The 1,556-nt window shown below is 75.1% G+C and carries 1 protein-coding gene; it reads left to right on the top strand.

All coding sequences use genetic code 11. The annotated features are described in order from the left end of the window. On the top strand, positions 1–1,431 hold a 1,431-nt coding region (locus ACFXGA_RS11635), incomplete at its 5' end, for a S8 family serine peptidase (RefSeq protein WP_378086787.1). Positions 1,432–1,556: the final 125 nt, after the last annotated feature.

Genomic DNA, 1,556 nt, shown 5'->3' with positions numbered 1-1,556 from the left:
GGCGGGGGGGGGCGGGGGCGCGGGGGGGCGGGCGCGCGGGGCGGGGGGGGGGGGCGCCCCCCCCCCCCCCCGGGGCTGGAGCGCTGGCACCGCGTCCAGCTCGCGCCCGGCGTGGACGCCAAGGCCGCGGCGCGGGAGCTGACCGCGCTGCCCGGCGTCGAGGTGGCCTACGAGCGGACGGAGGGCACCGAGCCCGTGACCCCGGACTTCTCCGGGCAGCAGGGCTACGCCGACCCGGCGGGCAGCGGCGGGATCGACGCGGACTACGCGGCCACCGTCCCGGGCGGCAAGGGCGGCAACGTCAAGGTGGTCGACCTGGAGCGCAACTGGAACCCGCAGCACGAAGACCTCGCCAAGCTGCGGTTGCCCGGCGCGCTCATCGCCAACCACACGCCGGACTTCACCCCGAGCAGCATCGACCACGGCACGGCGGTGACCGGCGTGATCGGCGCGGACGGCAACGGGTTCGGCGTGACCGGGCTCGTGCCCGACGCCGGCCTGCACTACACCAACGCGGTGAACGTGGAGTACGGCTACGACCTGGCCAACTCGATCCTCACCGCCGCCGCGGCCGTGGGCGTCGGCGACGTGCTCCTCATCGAGCAGCAGGTCGTCCACTGCGGCAACCACGCGCCCATGGAGGTGTGGCCGTCGGTGTACGACGCGATCGTGACCGCCGTGCAGTCCGGTCGGCACGTCGTGGAGGCGGGCGGCAACGGCAACCAGAGCCTGGACAACGCGTGCTTCGGCGCGCGGTTCCCGGCGGACAAGCCGGACTCGGGCGCGATCATCGTCGGCGCGGGCTCCGCGCCGGGCTGCACCGGCACGCCCCGCACCAAGCTCGGCTTCTCCAACTACGGCAGCCGGGTGGACCTGCAGGGCTGGGGCGAGTGCGTCACCACCACCGGTTACGGCGCGCTGTACGGGACCGGGCCGAACGACAAGTACACCGCGGCCTTCAACGGCACGTCGAGCGCGTCGCCGATCGTGGCGTCGGCGCTGGCGTCGCTGCTCGGCGTGGCGAAGGCGAACGGCGACACGCTGTCCCCCGCCCGGGCCCGCGAGATCCTGATCGCCACCGGCACCCCGCAGAACGGCTCGCTCGAGATCGGCCCGCTGCCGAACCTGCGCACGGCCATCGACGCCTACCTGGCCGGGGGGGAGTTGCCGGAGCGGGTCGCCAACCCGGGGCCGCGCACCGCGGTCCGGGGCCAGGCGACGAGCCTCGCGATCCAGGCGTGGGACGGCAACGACGACGTGCTGACCTACTCGGCCACCGGCCTGCCGCCGGGCCTTGGCATCGCGGCCGGCACCGGCGTGATCTCGGGCACCCCGTCGACCTCGGGCGCCTACTCGGTCACCGTGTCGGCCGGCGACGGCGCGGGCTCGCCCGCACAGACCACGTTCACCTGGACGGTCACCAACCCGTGACCGGGTGGGGCGGTCCGACCCGCGACCCAGGTCGGAACGCCAGAACGCGTTGCCGGCAACCGGGCCGCCGGGTCGGCGGCGAGCAGCTCGTAGGCGGCGGGGGTACAGGTGTTAGCGCGGTACCG

It is taken from the genome of Actinosynnema sp. NPDC059335 (assembly GCF_042752395.1).
Classification (GTDB): domain Bacteria; phylum Actinomycetota; class Actinomycetes; order Mycobacteriales; family Pseudonocardiaceae; genus Actinosynnema.
This window is presented reverse-complemented; position numbering and strand designations above follow the sequence as displayed.